The organism is Micromonospora sp. BS32 (genome assembly GCF_059089345.1).
This window is the reverse complement of the sequence record NZ_JBSSHR010000015.1, coordinates 1-15,555: the sequence shown is the minus strand read 5'-3', so window position 1 is coordinate 15,555 and position 15,555 is coordinate 1. Positions and strand designations below refer to the sequence as shown.

At 74.0% G+C, this 15,555-nt stretch carries 18 protein-coding genes; 2 read left to right on the top strand and 16 right to left on the bottom strand.

The window, feature by feature from the left end:
- Window positions 1–45: 45 nt before the first annotated feature.
- The 15 genes from AC5RWQ_RS21345 to eno all read right to left on the bottom strand — a co-directional run bounded on the left by AC5RWQ_RS21345 (window position 46) and on the right by eno (window position 12,140).
- Window positions 46–1,416: a DUF58 domain-containing protein gene (locus AC5RWQ_RS21345; RefSeq protein WP_334489045.1), complete on the bottom strand. Its 1,371-nt coding sequence runs from the start codon at window positions 1,414–1,416 to the stop codon at window positions 46–48.
- Window positions 1,417–1,421: 5 nt separating this feature from the next.
- Complete coding sequence (locus AC5RWQ_RS21340; protein WP_494284455.1) at window positions 1,422–2,429, bottom strand: AAA family ATPase; 1,008 nt, start codon at window positions 2,427–2,429, stop codon at window positions 1,422–1,424.
- Window positions 2,429–3,016: a hypothetical protein gene (locus AC5RWQ_RS21335; protein WP_494284454.1), complete on the bottom strand. Its 588-nt coding sequence runs from the start codon at window positions 3,014–3,016 to the stop codon at window positions 2,429–2,431. Before AC5RWQ_RS21335 ends, AC5RWQ_RS21340 begins: the two co-directional genes overlap by 1 nt.
- A 55-nt stretch (window positions 3,017–3,071) precedes the next feature.
- Window positions 3,072–3,812: a DUF4129 domain-containing protein gene (locus AC5RWQ_RS21330; RefSeq protein WP_494284453.1), complete on the bottom strand. Its 741-nt coding sequence runs from the start codon at window positions 3,810–3,812 to the stop codon at window positions 3,072–3,074.
- A 20-nt stretch (window positions 3,813–3,832) separates the two neighbouring features.
- Window positions 3,833–4,546, bottom strand: coding sequence for a uracil-DNA glycosylase (locus AC5RWQ_RS21325; protein WP_494284562.1), 714 nt, complete (start codon window positions 4,544–4,546; stop codon window positions 3,833–3,835).
- Between the two features lie 19 nt (window positions 4,547–4,565).
- Window positions 4,566–5,252: a dienelactone hydrolase family protein gene (locus tag AC5RWQ_RS21320; RefSeq protein WP_494284452.1), complete on the bottom strand. Its 687-nt coding sequence runs from the start codon at window positions 5,250–5,252 to the stop codon at window positions 4,566–4,568.
- Window positions 5,253–5,453: 201 nt separating this feature from the next.
- The gene (locus AC5RWQ_RS21315) at window positions 5,454–5,924 is read right to left on the bottom strand and encodes an LppU/SCO3897 family protein (RefSeq protein ID WP_494284451.1); all 471 of its coding nucleotides are present in this window, start codon (window positions 5,922–5,924) and stop codon (window positions 5,454–5,456) included.
- 108 nt (window positions 5,925–6,032) lie between these two features.
- Window positions 6,033–7,061, bottom strand: coding sequence for an HAAS signaling domain-containing protein (locus AC5RWQ_RS21310; protein ID WP_494284450.1), 1,029 nt, complete (start codon window positions 7,059–7,061; stop codon window positions 6,033–6,035).
- Complete coding sequence (locus AC5RWQ_RS21305) at window positions 7,058–7,390, bottom strand: PadR family transcriptional regulator (RefSeq protein ID WP_334485176.1); 333 nt, start codon at window positions 7,388–7,390, stop codon at window positions 7,058–7,060. The genes AC5RWQ_RS21310 and AC5RWQ_RS21305 overlap by 4 nt, the downstream gene beginning before the upstream one ends.
- Window positions 7,391–7,461: 71 nt before the next feature.
- A complete protein-coding gene (locus AC5RWQ_RS21300; RefSeq protein WP_494284449.1) occupies window positions 7,462–7,815 on the bottom strand; it encodes a VOC family protein in 354 nt (117 codons plus the stop codon).
- A gap of 9 nt (window positions 7,816–7,824) precedes the next feature.
- A complete protein-coding gene (locus AC5RWQ_RS21295) occupies window positions 7,825–8,769 on the bottom strand; it encodes a Ppx/GppA phosphatase family protein (protein ID WP_494284561.1) in 945 nt (314 codons plus the stop codon).
- 324 nt (window positions 8,770–9,093) lie between these two features.
- Window positions 9,094–9,609, bottom strand: a complete 516-nt coding sequence (locus AC5RWQ_RS21290; RefSeq protein WP_494284448.1) for an amino-acid N-acetyltransferase — start codon at window positions 9,607–9,609, stop codon at window positions 9,094–9,096.
- A gap of 2 nt (window positions 9,610–9,611) precedes the next feature.
- Complete coding sequence (locus AC5RWQ_RS21285) at window positions 9,612–10,169, bottom strand: DUF501 domain-containing protein (protein WP_494284447.1); 558 nt, start codon at window positions 10,167–10,169, stop codon at window positions 9,612–9,614.
- Between the two features lie 31 nt (window positions 10,170–10,200).
- Window positions 10,201–10,824 carry an FtsB family cell division protein gene (locus tag AC5RWQ_RS21280; protein ID WP_334485165.1) on the bottom strand — a complete coding sequence of 208 codons (624 nt, stop codon included), beginning with the start codon at window positions 10,822–10,824 and terminating at the stop codon, window positions 10,201–10,203.
- A 32-nt stretch (window positions 10,825–10,856) separates the two neighbouring features.
- Window positions 10,857–12,140, bottom strand: a complete 1,284-nt coding sequence (gene eno / locus AC5RWQ_RS21275) for a phosphopyruvate hydratase (RefSeq protein ID WP_494284446.1) — start codon at window positions 12,138–12,140, stop codon at window positions 10,857–10,859.
- 210 nt (window positions 12,141–12,350) lie between these two features.
- Here eno and AC5RWQ_RS21270 point away from each other — a divergent pair, with 210 nt between their 5' ends.
- The gene (locus tag AC5RWQ_RS21270; protein WP_494284445.1) at window positions 12,351–13,079 is read left to right on the top strand and encodes a hypothetical protein; all 729 of its coding nucleotides are present in this window, start codon (window positions 12,351–12,353) and stop codon (window positions 13,077–13,079) included.
- A complete protein-coding gene (nudC, locus tag AC5RWQ_RS21265; protein ID WP_494284444.1) occupies window positions 13,076–13,912 on the top strand; it encodes an NAD(+) diphosphatase in 837 nt (278 codons plus the stop codon). Before AC5RWQ_RS21270 ends, nudC begins: the two co-directional genes overlap by 4 nt.
- Window positions 13,913–13,935: 23 nt before the next feature.
- Here the strand turns inward: nudC and AC5RWQ_RS21260 are convergent.
- Window positions 13,936–15,555 (bottom strand): DUF885 domain-containing protein (locus tag AC5RWQ_RS21260; RefSeq protein ID WP_494284443.1); only part of this gene is annotated, 1,620 nt, incomplete at its 5' end.

The following is a 15,555-nucleotide window of genomic DNA, read 5'->3' as shown; positions in this document are numbered from 1 at the left end:
CTCCGTTCGCGACTGCGGGACTCCGCTGCGCTGCGTTCCTCGCGCTCACCGGCCACCGACCCGCGGGGCGGTCGCCAGCCGGGCCACGTCCCGCAGCACCTGGTCCAGGCTGCCCGCGCCGGCCCAGCGCACCACCGGCACGCCGTGCTCGCGGAGCTGGGAGATCATCGTGTCCCGGTCCAGCCGCCACAGCCGGAACGCCACCGGCGCCCAGCCCTTGTCGCCGGGCGGGGTCAGCTCGGTCGGCAGGGTGTCCACCGCCACCACGAACCGTCCGCCCCGCGCCAGCCGGGCCAGCATCTGCGCGGACCGCTCGTCGAGCAGCGGGGTGAGGACCACCACCAGGGCGTCCGAGGAGAGCACCTGCGGCCCGAAGATCTGGTCGTACGGCTCGTGCGCGGAGGACTCCGCCTTGACGTCGAGCAGCCACTCCAGCACGGTCAGGTACTGCCGCCGGCCGGTCGCCGGACGGAGGCGGCGCGCGGCCGGGCCGTACTCCAGCATGGACACCCGGTCGCCCCGGTGCAGGTAGTGCTCGGCGATCGCGGCGGCGGCCCGGACGGTGGTGTCCAGCACCGACGCAGAACCCTTCGCTCCGCCCGGCCGGCCCGCCTCGGCCAGCACGTCGAGCAGCAGCACCACCTCGGCGTCCCGGTCGGAGAGGGTGGCCGCGACGTGCAACTGCCGGGCCCGCAGCGAGACCCGCCAGTCGATCCGGCGCAGCCGGTCACCGGGGCCGAACACCCGGACGCCGGCCAGCTCGCCGCCCTCCCCCGGCCGGCGCGAGTGGTGCGCGCCGACCAGCCCGGCGGCCCGGGGCATCGCCTCCACCGCCTCGAACGGCTCGGTCTTCGGGTAGACCCGCACCCGGTCCGGCTCGGCGATCACGGCGCGGGAGAGCAGCAGGCCGTCGGCGGCGGCGACCCGGGCCCCGGCCGGCCCGACCCGGTGCCGGCCCCAGCGCAACGCCGTGCCGCTCAACGCCAGGTCGACGGCGGCGCCGGCCGGGACCGAGGTCACGAAGGGCCGGTCCGCGCCGCCGGAACGGCTCACGTCGACCCCGCCGCCGCCGAAGCCGACCCGCTCCACCCGCAGCCACCGCGAGATCCGGGTCCGCACCACCGCCACGTCGTACGACACGGTGTCCGGGTTGCCGACGGTGACCGTGCCGGCCAGCGGACCCCCCTCGACCAGGTGCGCGTCCTCGGCGGTGATCTCCACCTGCGGGGCGGCGGTCGGCCGGCGGCGCAGCCCGTACGCGGTGCCCAGCGCGAACGGCGCGGCCAGCACCACCAGGTCGACCCGGCCGAGCAGCACCGCGGCGATCAGCAGCAGCCCGGTGAGCAGCACCGCGCGGCCGAGCGCCCAGGTGGGCGCCCAGCCACCCGCCGGCTCCGGGCCCGGGAGGTCAGGCACGACGATCAGCGCCCCGACCGGCCGGCCGCGTGGCTGGGCAGCGCGCCGCTGGCCGGGGCGGGTGTCTGCTCCAGCACCTCGCCGACGACGAAGGACGGGTCGACCCGGCGCAGCCACATCTCCGGCCGCAGCGTGATCCGGTGGGCCAGCGCCGGCGCGGCGACCTCCTTGACGTCCTCGGGCACCACGTAGTCCCGGCCGGCGAAGACCGCCCGGACCCGGGCCAGCAGCAGCAGCGCCAGCGAGCCGCGCGGGGAGGCGCCGACCAGCACCGACGGGTGCTCGCGGGTGGCCGCGGTGAGGTCCACGATGTACCGGCCGACGGAGTCCTCCACCACCACGTCCTCCAGCGCGGCCTGCATGGCGCGCAGCGTGGCCGCGTCGACCACCGGCTTGATCTCGGCCTCCTCGTGGCGGCGGGCCATCCGCCGGCGCAGCACCTCCCACTCCTCCTCACGCTGCGGGTACCCGAACGACACGCGCAGCAGGAACCGGTCCAGCTGCGCCTCCGGCAGCGGGTACGTCCCCTCGTACTCGATGGGGTTGGCGGTGGCGAGGACGTGGAACGGCTCGTCCAGGCGGTAGGTCACGCCCTCGACGGAGACCTGCTTCTCCTGCATCGCCTCCAGCAGCGCCGACTGGGTCTTCGGCGGGGTTCGGTTGATCTCGTCGGCGAGCAGCAGGTTGGTGAAGACCGGACCCGCCCGGAAGGAGAAGTCGCCGCTGCGCTGGTCGTAGAGGAACGAGCCGGTGACGTCGGCCGGCAGCAGGTCGGGGGTGAACTGGAGGCGGCGGAAGTCCAGCCCGAGGGCCTGCGCGAAGGAGCGCGCGGTGAGCGTCTTGCCGAGCCCGGGCAGGTCCTCCAGCAGCACGTGCCCGCCGGCGAGGATGCCGGCGAGGACCAGTTCGAGGGCCTCCCGCTTGCCGACCACGACCGTTCCGACCGCGTCCAGCACCGCCCGGGCCAGGTGGCCGACCTCGGTGGCGGGGATGCGGCGGTCCATGTCGTTCATCAGATCTTCTCCAGTTCGGCGACGATCGCCGCGAGGTCGCGCGGCGACGGGGGGCGGCGGGAAGGGGTGTCGAGGAACGTCCACAGTTGCTCCCCGAGCAGGGCGCGGGCCCGCGCCGGGTCGGACTCGCGGGTCACGCCGTGACGCTGGCGCAGCCGTTCGTCGGCCAGCTCGGCCAGCCGGGGCAGGACCCGCTCGGCGAACCGCTCCGGCCGGCCGGAGCACCAGTCCAGCGGCCGTTCCCAGCCGTTGATGGCGCCCCGCAGCGCGTCCCGGGCGGCCCAGTTCCAGGAGTCGGGCTCCTCGCCCGCGGGGGCCCGGCCGCCGGCCCGGGGCGGGGGCGGCGGGGAGAGCGCGGCGGTGACCCGGCGGACGGCGAGCACCGCCAGCACGCCGGCCACCACGATCCAGACGGAGACCTGAAGGCCGACCGCGCGCAGGCAGACCAGTACCACGGCGGTCAGCGCGGCGGCGGAGGCGAGGAAGCGGAACACCCACCGCCCGCGCCCGCCCCGGTCCCGCCTGGCGGGGGGCGGGGCCTCCTCCTCGAAGCTGAGCAGGTCGTCGATGCCCGTCCGCTCGCTCACGATGCCACCTGAGTTCGCGACTGCGGGGCTCGCAGGATCGGCTCACTCCTCGCGCTCACGCTGGCACCTCGTCGGCGGCGGCCAGGGCGGTGAGTTCGCCGCGCAGCCGGCGCAGCGCCGCCCTGGCCTGGTCACGCATGTGCTCGTCGACGGTGTGGGTGGCGTACCGGGCCTCGCGGTAGACGTGGGCGAAGCCGTCCAGCACGTCGGCGCTGGCGATGGCGGGCACCCCGGCGGACGGGTCGCCGCGCAGCAGCCGACCGACCAGGTCGGTGGGGGTGTCGCCGGTCCGGCGCGGCACGCCGACCTCGGTCGCGGCCTCCTCCAGCCGGACCCAGCAGGCGATCACCGCCGTACGCGGGTCGGTTGCGGTGTCGTCCAGCTCGACCAGGCCGGCGTCGAGGACGGCGACCACCTCCCGGGCGGTGCCCTCGGCGGTGCGCCGGACGCGGGCCACCGGGACGGCCCGGGTGGTCCGGCGCAGTGCGCCGCGGAGCAGCGTCCAGGCCAGGTAGCCGAGGGCGGTCAGGATGGCCAGCCCGAGCAGGACGATGGCCACGGTGGCGATCCACTGCGGCACCTCGGCCCGGGTCTGTTCGGCGCCGTCCCGCGGCTCGATCGGGATCGAGGGGGCCGGCTCGGCGGACGGGTAGTCCGGGACGTACGGGATGGTGTCGGCGACCGGTGGGATGCGGCTGGCGCCGATCGAGGAGTGCCCGGCGGCCAGCGCCCCAACGGCGAGCAGCAGGATCACCGCGGCGACGGGCCACCACCTGCGCAGTACGCCGAGGTTCATCGCCACCGCCCCACGCAGCCTCAGTCCACTCCGGCGAGTTGCTTCGCCCGGGTGAACACGTCGTCCAGCATCCCTGGTGTCAACCGCCCGGTGAACGTGTTCTGCTGGCTGACGTGGTAGCAGCCGAGCAGGTCGGGGGCGGCCGATCCGGACCAGTGTGCCCCATGGCCGAAGACCGGTCGCGGGCTGGGCGGGCGGATGCCGTACACCTGGTGCAGCACCGGCCACCACGCCGCCCAGGCGAAGGCTCCCAGCGCGACCACGACGCGCAGGGTGGGCCGGATGAGGCCGACCTCCCGGTGCAGCCATGGGGCGCAGGTGTCCCGCTCGGCGGGGGTGGGCTTGTTGTCCGGCGGCGCGCAGCGCACGGCGGCGAAGATGCGGGTGTCGTGCAGGGACAGTCCGTCGTCGGCCGCGACGCTGGTCGGCTGGTTGGCCAGGCCGGCCCGGTGCAGCGCGGCGAAGAGCACGTCTCCGGAGCGGTCGCCGGTGAAGATCCGTCCGGTGCGGTTGCCGCCGTGCGCGGCGGGGGCGAGGCCGAGGATGGCGATCCGGGCGTCCGGGTTGCCGAAGCCGGGCACCGGACGCCCCCAGTACTCCTGGCCGCGGAAGGCCGCCCGCTTGGTGCGCGCGACCTCCTCCCGCCAGGCGACCAGGCGGGGGCAGGCGAAACAGTTGGCGACGGCGCCGTCGAGGTCGGCCAGGTCGGTCGCCCGCGCGGCGCGGGCGACCACCTCGTCGGGGGTACGGGGCTCAGCCAAGCTTGGCCCGGAAGAGTTCGAGGGTACGGGCCCAGGCGGTGGCGGCGCTGCGCTGGTCGAAGTTCGCCGGCCGGTCCTCGTTGAAGAAGGCGTGCGCGGTGCCCGGGTAGTCGTAGGTCTGGCAGCTGCCGCCGGCGCTCTCGACGGCGCGGCGGACGGCCTGCACGCCGTCGGCGCCGGAGAGGCCGTCGGCCTCGGAGCAGTGGATGACCGCCGCCTTGCCGGCGTAGTCGGCCCACTCGGCGCTCATCCCGTCCCAGGGCAGCCGGGGGTAGAAGGCGGCGGTGGCGACGATCCGCTCGGAGCGGGTCGCCGCCCAGAGGGCGAGGCTGGCGCCGGCGCAGAAACCGGCGCAGCCGACCTTGCCGGTGACCTCGGGACGCCCGGTCAGGTAGTCCGCGGCCACCGCGATGTCCGCCGCCGCCTCGTCCATCTGCGTGCTGTTCAGCATCTGCCGCGGCTCGCTGGGCTTGCTCGCCGGGCCGCCGTGCCGGAAGTCCGGGGCGAGGGCCACGAAACCCGCCTCGGCGAAGCGGTCGACGACCGACCGGACGTGGGGTACGAGGCCCCACCAGTCCTGAATGACGATGACCGCCGGGCTGGCCGCACCGCCGGAGGGTATCGCGAGATACCCCTCGCGCGTCCCTCCGTTGCCGGCGTAGCTCACCATCTCGCCCATGGGTCCGTCCTCCTAGCGGTCAGTCAACGTTGGCTGGTCGCCCAGTGGTCCTACGTGCCGGTAGCCTGCCACGCCGTGAGCGCCCCGGGAAGACGAGAGGGCAGTGGCATATACCTCGCGTTCACCATCCGGAGAACCCGGGTACGCCGACGGCGGCGAGGGTGTCCCCGCGCCGCCGTGGGCCGTGCCCGTCGTACCGGGTCAGCTCCGCTTGGTCAGGCAGAGCAGGTAGCCCTTGCCGCCCGGGGAGATGCTGTAGAAGACGTAGCCGTCGTCGCCCTGCTTGATGTACTGCTCGCACGCGTCGCCCGACTTCGCCTGGGCCTCGGTCTGGCCGTCCACCCGACCGGCCACGTTGTACACCGCCTCGGCGGAGGTGCACTTCACCACGTCGGCGCCGCTGACCGAGCGCTCCTCGGTGCCGGTCACCTGGGGCAGCTCGGCGATGCAGTCACCGGCCTTGGCCTCGGCCGCCTCGTCCGGGTCGAGGAGGTTGCCGACGGCGGTGGCGAGGCCGAACTTCAGACCGACGACGACCAGAAAGCCGACCACCGCGCCGACGATGCCCAAGGCCTTGCGCAGGCCCGGCCCCTTCGGTTCCGGCTGCGCCGGGAGGGCCGGCTCGGGCTGCGTGGCCTGCGGCGCGGGGGGCGGTGCGACCTGCTCTGACAACTGAGTTCCTTCCGAGGGGTGGACGAGCAGACGACACCGTAGCGATCAAGATCGGGATCCGTTGTCCCGCTCCCATCGTCCGTTCAGTCAATTCCCAGGATCGGCCGCTCAGCGGGTGGGAACGGGCGCCGGGTCGACCGGCGGGGGCGTCGTCGCGGCCGGCGCGCCCGGCGTCGGCGGGGCGGTACCGGACGGCGGCGGGGCCGGGGCGGTGGTGGTGGGGGCCGGGGCAGTGGTGGTGGGGGCCGTGCCGGGCGGCGGTGGGGCGGTGGCCGGCGACTGCGGCCGGTAGGGCGCGTTCTCGGGGCAGTACGGGTAGCCGCGCTGCACCGGGTTGACGTCCGGCAGGGAGGGGTCGGTGCAGGTCGGCCAGCCGAGCCGGATCGGGGTGCCGTTCTGGTCGAAGAGCCGGGCCCTGCTCACCAGCCGGCCCTCGCCGTCGTAGACGAAGACGTCCTGGATCTGGTCGTACGGGCTCCGCACCGAACTGGGGTCGTAGCCGTAGTCGCCCTGCCAGCGGGCCCGCTCGTCGATGGTGACCGCGCCGACCAGGGCGAAGATGGCCAGCCCCACGGTGACCACCTGCAGCGCGTGGCGCTGCCAGGGGCGCAGCTCGGCGGTGCGCCGGCCCAGCCAGATGGAGGCCAGCACCAGGCCGGCCAGCAGCACCAGCCCGGCGACGTCGTTGCCGCCCACCCGGGGCAGCACGCCGAAGGTGCCGCCCGTGGTGAGCCCGGTGACGAACATGGCCGCGAGGTAGCCCCGCAGCACCCACCAGGCCGGGCGGAGCAGCCGGAGGAACTCGCTCGCCGTGGCGTACCCGAAGATCGGGCCGAGCCGGGCATCGGCGCCGGTCAGCCGGACGCGGGCCCGGTGCGCGACGGCGGCCACCCGCTGCTCCAGCCCCCGGTGCGCCTCGCCGGGCTGACCGGCGCCGGCGGCGGCGCGCAGCTCGGCCGCGTACGCCTCGGGCTCGCCCAGCCGCTCCACCAGCGTACCGTCGGCCTCGGCGGCGACCTCGGTCAGGTGTTCCGGCAGGTCTTCGGTCAACTCGTCGCGGACCGTGGGCGGCAGGTCGGCCAGCGCGGCCCGCACCCGCTGCACATAGTCCGTGATCTCCTGCCCAGTGACGGTCATGCCGCCATCCCCCGATCGTCGAGCAGTGCATCCATGGTGGTGGCGAACGAGCGCCAGATCTTGCCGGAGCGGGTGAGCTGGTCACGGCCGGCCGCGTTGAGCGCGTAGTACTTGCGGTGCGGCCCCGACTCGCTGGGCACCACGTACGTGGTGAGCAGGCCGGCGGCGAAGAGCCGGCGCAGCGTGCCGTAGACCGAGGCGTCGCCGACCTCGTCGAGGCCGGCGTCGCGCAGCCGGCGCAGGATGTCGTAGCCGTAGCCGTCCTCGTCGCGCAGGACGGCGAGGACGGCCAGGTCGAGCACACCCTTGAGCAGTTGTGTGGTGTCCACGCATCGCACACTACTGTGCAGTGCGCAGTACCGTCAAGAACATGGTAGCTGGGCTGCGTCGACCGCGGCGGTCACCCCTCGTCGTGCTGGGTCACGTTGATGACCGCGCCGTTCGGGTCGCGGACGAAGAACCGGCGCAGCCCCCACGGCTCGTCGGTGAGCGGGTAGACGATCTCGGCCCCGGCGGCGACGCAACGGGCGTGCACCTCGTCGACGTCGTCGACCTCGATCGACACGTCGGGGTGGACGCCTGCCCTGATGTCGCGCTTCATCACCGAGAGCTGGACCTCGCGGGTCTCCCCGCCGAAGAAGAGGATCCAGTCCAGCCCGTCGCCGCCGCCGAGGCCGATGAGGTCGTTGTAGAACCGGCGGCTGCCGTCGAAGTCGTCGGAGTGGATGTTCGGCTTGATCCGCCTGACCGCCATCCGACCAGCCTAGGGCTTCGTGGCCGGCAGGAGACTCCAGGCGATGCCGTCGAGGATGTCGTGCTCGGAGGCGACCACCGAGGACATCCCGGCCCGCTCCATGATCACCCGGAGCACCAGCGCGCCCGCGCCGATCACGTCGGCCCGGCCGGGATGCATCACCGGGATGGCCAGCCGCTGCTCGCGGGTCTTCGCCAGCAGGTCGGCGGTCACCCCGGCCACCGCGTCGTACGACACCCGGGTGTGGTGGATGCGCTCGGGGTCGTACTCCTGGAGGTCCTGGGCGATGGCGACGACGGTGGTGACCGAACCGGCCAGGCCGACCAGGGTCGCGGCCCGGCGGCCGGGGACGACCTCCAGCGCGCGGTCCACCGCGACCGCGATGTCGGCCTGCGCGGCGGCGATCTCGTCCAGGCTCGGCGGATCGCCGTGCAGGTGCCGCTCGGTCATCCGGACACAGCCGATGTCCATCGAGACGGCGGCCTCGACCCCACCCTCGCGGGTGCCGACCACGAACTCGGTCGAGCCGCCCCCGATGTCGACCACCAGGTACGGCGGTTCGGCGCCCGCGGGCAGGCCGCGCACCGCGCCGGTGAACGACAGCCGGGCCTCCTCGTCACCGGTGACCACCTCGGGCGCGACCCCGAGGGTCCGCTCGACCATGGCCCGGAAGTCGCCGGCGTTGGAGGCGTCGCGGGAGGCCGAGGTGGCGCACATTCGCACCCGCTCGGCGCCGAACTTCTCGATCTCGGCGGCGTAGTCGGCGAGCGCCACCCGGGTCCGCTCGATCGCCTCCGGGGCGAGCCGGCCGGTCCGGTCGACGCCCTGGCCCAGCCGGACGATCTCCATCCGGCGGGTCAGGTCGACCAGCGGCGCCTCGGGGCCTGCGGACGGATCGGGCAGGTCCGCGACCAGCAGACGGATGGAGTTCGTCCCGCAGTCGATGGCGGCCACACGCGTCGTCACGGCAGCAACCCTACGGCAGGTCGCCCCGGCGAAAGGCCAACCGCGATGCGCTCACACAGCGTTATTTTCCGCAACTCTTACGCACCGTGACGGACCTGCCGGGAAGGCAAGGGAAGTGTGACGCCTTTGCTCTGCTGCCGTATAAGCAACACCCACCTGAGCTGCACGTCCACCACGGGAGGTGAGGCACCCTCGCCAGCTGGACGGCACTTTCCGTAACTGTTGCGCATAAGGCAGCAGAGCAAAGTCTCCGCGAGGGTAGGCAGGGGCAGGGAGCTTGGCTACGCAGGGCGACGGAGGATCCGGACTCGATCAGAGCCGCAGCAGCATCCGGGTGTTGCCCAGGGTGTTCGGCTTGACCCGTTCCAGGTCGAGGAACTCGGCGACGCCCTCGTCGTACGAGCGGAGCAGCTGCTCGAAGACGGGGTGTGGCACCGGCGCGCCGTCGATCTCGGTGAAGCCGAACGAGCCGAAGAACCGGGTCTCGAAGGTGAGCACGAAGATCCGGGCGACCCCCAGCTCCCGGGCGGCGTCGATCAGCTCGCCGACGATCCGGTGGCCGATCCGCCGCCCCCGGCAGGCCGGATCCACGGCGACCGTCCGGATCTCGGCCAGGTCCTCCCACATCACGTGCAGCGCGCCGCAGCCGACGACCACGCCGTCATCGTCCACGGCGACGCGGAACTCCTGCACGTCCTCGTAGAGGGTGACGGTGGCCTTGCTGAGCAGCCGACGGTCGTCGGTGTAGGTGTCGATCAGTCGCCGGATGCCCCGTACGTCGCCGGTGCGGGCCCGGCGCACCACGATCTGGTCCGGTCCGGCGGGCACGCTCATTCCGCCGCCGGCACGTCCACGCACGGGCCGGCCGCCCACCACTTCTCCACCAGGGCCAGCGTCTCGTCGCCGAACGGGTTGACCCCGGGGCCGGCGCCGAGCGCGTGGCCGAGATGCACGTGCAGGCACTTCACCCGGCCGGGCATACCGCCCGCGGAGATGCCGGCGATCTCCGGCACCTCGCCGATCGCCTCCCGGCGGGTGAGGTAGTCCTCGTGCGCCGCCCGGTAGCGGGCCGCGAGCTCCGGGTCCTCGGCGAGCCGGTCGGCCATCTCCTTCATCAGCCCGGCCGACTCCAGCCGGCTGCACGCCGCCGTCGCCCGGGGGCAGGTCAGGTAGAACAGCGTCGGGAACGGGGTGCCGTCGGCCAGCCGTGGGGTCGTCTCCACCACGTCGGGCAGGCCGCAGGGGCAGCGGTGGGCCACCGCCCGGGTGCCGCGGGGCGGGCGTCCGAGCTGCGCGGCCACCGCGGCCAGGTCGGCCTCGGTGGCCGGTTCCCGCTTCGGCGGGGGTACGGAGTCCGCCGCCGGCTCCTGCGGTGGTACGACAGTCACGGTGCCCATCTCTCGTTCGGTGCTCGGCCGGTCACTTCTCCGGGCTGTCGGCGTTCGCCGCCCGGACGCTCGACCAGAGCGTGTCGTACCAGGGGTCGGGGGTCTTCGGCGGGGTCGCCGGCCGGCCGCTGCCGGCGTCCCGGGCCGCGCCCGCCGGGTCGTTGAGCACGACCACCGGGGTCTCGCCCGGGGCGACCATGTAGAACCGCTCCCTGGCCTTGATCTTGATGTATTCCGGGTCCTGCCACTTCGCGGCCTCGGCGGACAGGTAGGAGATCCGCTGCCGCTGCGCGGCCTGCGACGCCTCCATCCGCTCGATGTCCACCTGCTGGTCCAGGTAGACCCGGACCGGATAGGTGTACGCGAGGGCGAGCGCGATCAGCACCGCGAAGAGCACGGTGGCCCGCCCGGTGAAGCGTCGGGGGTGGGGTGCGGCGAGCCGCCGGATGGTGCCGCCGGCCGCCGTACGCCGGGCCGCGGCCGGGCGGTTGCCGGCGCGTACGCCCTCGGCGCCCCGGACCCGGCCGGTGGCCGTCCGGGCCTCCGCGCGGACCCCGCCGTCGCGGACCGACGTCCGGGCGCCGCGGGCCCCGCCCGGCCGACCGGTCGGTCGACGGGCGGGACGCTGGCCACCCGGTGTGCGGCGCTGCTGCATCGTCACACCCCTCCCCCGAGGCCTTTCGCGTCTCAGGCCGAACGGTAACGCGGGAACGCGCCGGCGCCGGCGTACCGCGCCGCGTCGGCCAGCTCCTCCTCGATCCGCAGGAGCTGGTTGTACTTGGCCACCCGGTCCGAGCGGGCCGGGGCGCCGGTCTTGATCTGGCCGCAGCCGGTGGCGACCGCCAGGTCGGCGATGGTGGTGTCCTCGGTCTCGCCGGAGCGGTGGCTCATCATGCACTTGAAGCCGGCCCGGTGGGCCAGGTCCACCGCGTCCAGGGTCTCGGTCAGCGAACCGATCTGGTTGACCTTCACCAGCACCGCGTTGGCGGACTTCTCGGAGATGCCGCGGGCGATGCGCTGCGGGTTGGTGACGAACAGGTCGTCGCCGACGATCTGGATCCGGTCGCCGACCGCCGCGGTCAGGGTGGCCCAGCCGCTCCAGTCGTCCTCGGAGAGCGGGTCCTCGATGGAGACGATCGGGTAGTCGCCGATGAGCTTGGTGTAGTAGTTGCTCATCTCCTCGGCGCTCTTCGCGCTGCCCTCGAAGGTGTAGCTGCCGTTGTCGAAGAACTCCGTGGCGGCCACGTCCAGCGCGAAGACGATGTCGGTGCCGAGCCGGTAGCCGGCCTTCTCCACCGCCTCGGCGATCAGGTCGAGCGCGGCGGCGTTGCTGGGCAGGTTCGGGGCGAAGCCGCCCTCGTCGCCGAGCCCGGTCGACAGGTCCTTCTTCTTCAGCACCGACTTGAGCGCGTGGTAGACCTCCGCGCCCGAGCGCAGCGCCTCCCGGAAGCTCGGCGCGCCGATCGGCGCGATCATGAACTCCTGCACGTCGACGTTGGAGTCCGCGTGCGCGCCGCCGTTGAGGATGTTCATCATCGGCACCGGCAGCAGGTGCGCGTTCGGGCCGCCCAGGTAGCGGAAGAGGCTCAGCTCGGCGCTGCCCGCGGCGGCCTTGGCCACCGCCAGCGAGACGCCGAGGATGGCGTTGGCGCCCAGCTCGGCCTTGTTGTCCGTGCCGTCGAGGTCCAGCATCTTCTGGTCGATCAGCCGCTGCTCGCTGGCCTCGTACCCGATGATCTGGTCGACGATCTTGTCCTCGATGTTGGCGACCGCGTTCTCGACGCCCTTGCCCTGGTAGCGGTCGGAGTCACCGTCGCGCAGCTCGATCGCCTCGAAGGCGCCGGTGGAGGCGCCGGAGGGCACCGCGGCGCGGGCGATCGTGCCGTCGTCGAGCCCTACCTCGACCTCGACCGTCGGGTTTCCCCGCGAGTCGAGAATCTCCCGGGCGACGATTCCCTCGATGGTTGCCACTGAGTCGCTCCTCGTTCGTGTGTGCGAATCCGGTATGGGCCGCGACGGTGCGGCTGGGGCAGGTGTTGAACGCAGCGTATCGGGCGTCCGACGGTCGCACGTCTCCACCCGACCGGAGTCGCGCCGACGCAGCCGGCCCGAACCCCGCACCGGCGATGGGTGACACGGGACATTCCCGGATTCTCGGTCCTCAACCGGCAACCGGTTTGCATGCGGTGGACCCGATCGACAAGGCTGGTCGCCATGCCCGCCGTATCGACCGCCCTCCGCGTGCTCGCCGTGCCGGTCATCGCGTCGCTCTCGGTGACCGGCTGCCAGACCCTGGACGACGCCGGCCGGGCCCTGGGCCGCGCCGACCTCGTCAACGACCTCGCCGCCCGGCTGGACGCCTCGCTCACCTCGACCTGGGCCGCCGACTACCGGCTGTCCGACGGCGGGACCGCCACGTTGGCCCAGACGCAGGAGCCGCTGCGCGCGGCGTACAGCTGGCCGGCCGGCAAGATCACCGTGACCCAGGAAGCGGTCACCCGGTGCGAGACCGCCGCCGGGCGGAGCTCCTGCTCGGTGCTGCCGCCGGTGACCACCGCCGGGAAGCCCGCGGTGGCCGCCTGGGAGGAGGCCGCCAAGCGCGGACAGCTCACCCCACCGGCCGTGATCCGGCTGCTCACCGAGGCCGCCCTCGACCCGGCGGCGGTCATCGTGCAGAGCGACACCACCGTCGCCGGCCACCACGCCACCTGCGTCGACGTGCAGCGCTCCGCCGGCGACTTCACCGCCTGCGTGACCACTGAAGGGGTGCTCGGCACCTTCACCGGCACCCTGGACGGCCGGTCGACCGAGGTGTCGCTGAGCCGCTACACCGAGACCGTCGGGGCGACCGCCTTCGACCCGCCGACCGGGGCGAGCGTGGTGGACCGCCGCCCGTCGAGCCCCTCGTGACCGGGGCGGTCGGTTTCCTGCCGGGCGCCGACGCCAGCGTGCCGCCCGACCCGACCGATCTGGCCCTGCCGGTGGCCGGCCGCAGGCTGCTGACCGGCCCGGACGGCCACTTCCTCAGCGTCGCCGACCTGCCCGCCGGGACGCGGTGGGCGCCGATCGGCACGCTGGACGGCGTACCGGCCTGGGTGACCGAGGCCGCCTCGGCCGAGGACGACGCCGGCCGCTGGCACAGCTGGCGGTCACTCGCCGCCACGTTCCCGGAGCCGCTCGCCGCGCTCGCCGGCCGCGCGCTGGCCGTGGCGACCTGGCGGCGTACCCACCGGTGGTGCGGGGCCTGCCGGGCCGAGCTGGCCGACGTGCCGGGCGAGACGGCCCGGCGCTGCCCCGACTGCGACCTGTACGTGCCGATCCGGCTCTCCGCCGCGGTGCTCACCGCCATCACCCGCCCCGGCCCGGCCGACGGCCCCGACGAACTGCTGCTGGTCCGCCACACCTACGGCCCGACGGAACTCTGGGCGCTGGTCGCCGGCTTCGTGGAGGCGGGCGAGTCGCTGGAGGCGGCGGTGCACCGCGAGGTCGGCGAGGAGGTCGGGCTGACGCTCGACACGGTCGCCTACTTCGGCAGTCAGCCCTGGGCGATCTCCGGCCCGAACGTGCTGCTGGCCGGCTTCACCGCCACCGTCGCCGACCCGGCCGCCGAGCCGGTGGTGGACGGCAACGAGCTGGCCGAGGCGCGGTGGTTCCCGCTGGACGCGCTGCCGGCGGAGCTGCCGCCGGCGTACTCCATCTCCCGCTGGCTGATCGACGCGACGGCGACCGCCGCGCGGCGCTGAACCCGCGCGACGGCCGGCAGCGGTCAGATCCCGAGCAGGGTGCGCAGGTGGCGGGGCGGCGGGCAGTCGTGCGCGAGCATCGCGTCGTGCCAGTCCCGCACCGACACCCCCTCGGGGCGGGACGCGGCGATGTCGGCCATCTCGCTGTAGCCGACGAAGTACGTGGAGAGCTGGGTGGAGGTGAGCAGCGCCCGCCGCCACTTGCCGGCCGCCTCGCCCTCCTCCTGGAAGCCGCGCTCGGTCATCAGCGCCATCGCCTCCGACTCGGGCAGCTCCTCGCCGTGCACCAACTGGTCGAGCAGGGCGTTGATGGTCATCCGCAGCTGCATCTTGAGCTGCTGCAACCGCACCGGCAGGCCACCGAAGCCGAGGCCGGCCATCAGCTCCTCGGTGTAGACCGCCCACCCCTCGATGAACACCCCGGACTCGGTGAGCGGGCGGACCCGGGTCGGGCCGACGTGCCGGCGGGCGTGGGCGAGCTGGAGGAAGTGGCCGGGCATCGCCTCGTGCACGGTCAGGTTGCGGATCATGTGGTCGTTGTACTCGCGGTAGAACGACTCGACCCGATGCGCCGGCCACTCGGCCGGGGTGGGCGAGATGCAGTAGAAGGTCGGCAGCGCCGCCGTCTCCAGCGGGCCGGGCGAGTCGCAGTAGGCGACCGCCACGCCCCGGGCGAACTCCGGCATCTCCTGAATGACGCAGGGATCGTCGACCAGGGTGACCAGGTCGTGCCGGCGGACGAAGTCGCTCGCCTCGTCCAGGGTGACCGAGGCGAGGTCCACGATGGACTTGTCGTCCGGGTGCTCGGCCGCGAGCATGTCCAGCGCCCGGCGTACCGTCGCGTCGTCGCCCGGGCCGCCGACCAGCTCGACGGCCGCCGCGCGGATCTCCTCGGTGACCCGGTCCAGATTGGCCCAGGCCCGGCGCTGGATCTCCGCGGCGCCCAGCTCGGTGTCGAGGGTGTGCCAGAGCCGCGCCTCCCAGCGCCGCCGGCCCAGCCGCGGGTCCCGGCCCGGCCCGCTGTCGGCGGCGAGGCCGACGCGCAGCCAGGCCACGAACTCCTCCAGCGCGGCGATCGCGGCGGTCGCCGCCGGTTCGACCGTGCCGTACAGCGCGGGCGCCTCCGCGAGCAGCGCCGGCACCTCGTCGCGGACCAGCGCCGCGGTGCCGGTGAACTGCCCGACCGCCGTCTCGGCGTGGATCCGCGGCATGTCGCGCAGCGTCGCGCGCGCGGTCGCCAGCGCGTCCGGTACGGCCGACAGCCGCCCGGCCAGGTGGGTCAGGCGCTCCTCGGCCGGGGCGTACGGGCGGGCGAGCAGGGCGTGCAGCAGCGGGCCGGGGTTGTGCCGCAGCGGATCCCACTCGTACGCCCGGATCTCGCTCAGCTCGAACAGCTCGCGGTCGACCAGGGCGCTGAGCAGCGCGTGGTCGACCCGCTCCTCGACGTCGAGCGCGTCGGGGTCGAGTTCGGAGAGCGCGTCGGCGGCTTCCTTGAGCATGCCCTGGTCAGCCGCCACCGCGTCGGCGGAGAGATCGGGGAGCCGGTCGTCGTACCGGTGGTCGCCGGCGGAGGTGGCCAGCCCGGGCCGGCTCTCCAGCACCGCCTCGACGATCCGCTCCGCCAGCGGCACGAACTCTTCCAT

Bases quoted from the DNA above. Each gene is read 5' to 3' on its own strand.
- AC5RWQ_RS21270 (WP_494284445.1), top strand. From the start codon at position 12,351: ATGCGGTGGACCCGATCGACAAGGCTGGTCGCCATGCCCGCCGTATCG.
- AC5RWQ_RS21280 (WP_334485165.1), bottom strand. From the start codon at position 10,824: ATGCAGCAGCGCCGCACACCGGGTGGCCAGCGTCCCGCCCGTCGACCG.
- AC5RWQ_RS21330 (WP_494284453.1), bottom strand. From the start codon at position 3,812: ATGAACCTCGGCGTACTGCGCAGGTGGTGGCCCGTCGCCGCGGTGATC.
- AC5RWQ_RS21340 (WP_494284455.1), bottom strand. From the start codon at position 2,429: ATGAACGACATGGACCGCCGCATCCCCGCCACCGAGGTCGGCCACCTG.
- AC5RWQ_RS21300 (WP_494284449.1), bottom strand. From the start codon at position 7,815: ATGGCGGTCAGGCGGATCAAGCCGAACATCCACTCCGACGACTTCGAC.
- AC5RWQ_RS21310 (WP_494284450.1), bottom strand. From the start codon at position 7,061: ATGACCGTCACTGGGCAGGAGATCACGGACTATGTGCAGCGGGTGCGG.
- AC5RWQ_RS21320 (WP_494284452.1), bottom strand. From the start codon at position 5,252: ATGGGCGAGATGGTGAGCTACGCCGGCAACGGAGGGACGCGCGAGGGG.